Here is a 1,465-nt window from a genome sequence, read left to right on the forward strand (position 1 = left end):
TAATGACTGCTACCCAAGACAGTTTGATGACCCCCACCAACAAGCTTGTGACCCTTATGCAGGGCTTGCGAATTCACTTAGGGGCTCAATGGACTGTTGCCTTTGGCGTCAAAACTCTTTGCGGCTGGTAGAGGTCTGGAGGAAGCGCTAGCGTAGCGCTGCGCAGCCTCCAGACCTCTCCCAGCGGACAAGCGCGAGCGCGTCAGTACCACACTTATTGACGAGGTGGACACCTTGGGCCACACTCAAGCCTTAAGTGTCCACCTGGAGTTCACCCATGCCTACCATCAAGCCTAGAGTCCAAGTTACGTTGGAGCCTTCAACGCATGAGGTCATCGAGCGTCTTGCAAAGCTTCAGGGGCGCACTAGAGGCGCGATCATTGCGGATCTGCTCAATTCCGTTGCTCCGAGCCTTACGCGCACTGTGGCGCTTCTGGAGGCCGCTATGGAAGCACCTAACGAGGTTAAGCGCGGTCTACGAAGCGTTGTCGAGGGTCTCCATAACGAACTTGTTACGGTCGCTGGGGATGCTTCTTCACAGCTCGATATGCTCATGGGGAAGCTGTCAGAAGATGCCTCTGAGAACGCAGCCGACCCCCATGTAGTAACACGGGGGTCAGGTATCTCCCTCCCTGCCGAGAAGGCACATCCCAAGAAACCTCGAAAGCCTTATAAACCGGGGGCTACAGCCAATGGCTAGGTGGGATTGGTATCAATCGACCGTTCTTGTCCAAGATCCGCAACAATCCGGTCTTGTTGACGCTCTTTTGAGGGCATGGCCGTTGTCCGATTGGGCACCTGCTAAGAACCTCAATGGTTATCTCTATGGCGGACAAATCCGGCGCGGTGATCGAACTCTTTGCCACGTCTGTTGGGGTGGGCAAACCGGGGTCAATTGCAAGTCAACCAGTGATGAGTCTCCGGCTCTCGCGGCAGCTCTTCGGGAGTTCGGTAAACCCCACCTCCCAACACGGGTGGACACTTGCGAAGACTGGCAGGAAGACGGCCTCTTTGATTCGATGGCTGCTCGCTTGATTCAATACGCTCAAGACAATCGTTTGGCTATCAACCAGCAGGGCGATTGGGTTCGGGGTGAAATTCGCACGCTGTATCTCGGTTCGAAAGATTCGCCGGTTCGCCTGGTGCTCTACGAGAAAGGCTATGAGCAAGGTGGTGATGCTCCTAGAAACTGGGTTCGGCTTGAAGTACGCGTTAGGCCAAAACGGGATCATCGAGCCGCTGTTGCCACATGGGAGCCGGGGCATGCTTTCTGCGCTGCTTGGGTTCCAGACGCGCTCAAGTGCATCGGTTGGGATCACCTCGAAAAGAAGGCTGTAGGCACTGTATGGAAGCGTTCAGACACCGAACGAGCAAGGGCTGCACTGGTTAAACAATACGGCGCGATCATGGCTCAATGGGCGTCTGATGTAGGGTCTTGGGAGGCTCTAGGACAGGCCATTGGGGC

At 55.6% G+C, this 1,465-nt stretch carries 1 protein-coding gene; it reads left to right on the forward strand.

The features are described 5' to 3' along the window. Positions 1-692 precede the first annotated feature (692 nt). A partial coding sequence (locus GHN92_RS23540) for a replication initiation factor domain-containing protein (protein WP_178102687.1) occupies positions 693-1,465 on the forward strand: 773 nt, incomplete at its 3' end.

Origin of the sequence: Pseudomonas sp. FSL R10-2964 (assembly GCF_009600035.1) — a bacterium.
GTDB lineage: Bacteria > Pseudomonadota > Gammaproteobacteria > Pseudomonadales > Pseudomonadaceae > Aquipseudomonas > Aquipseudomonas bubulae.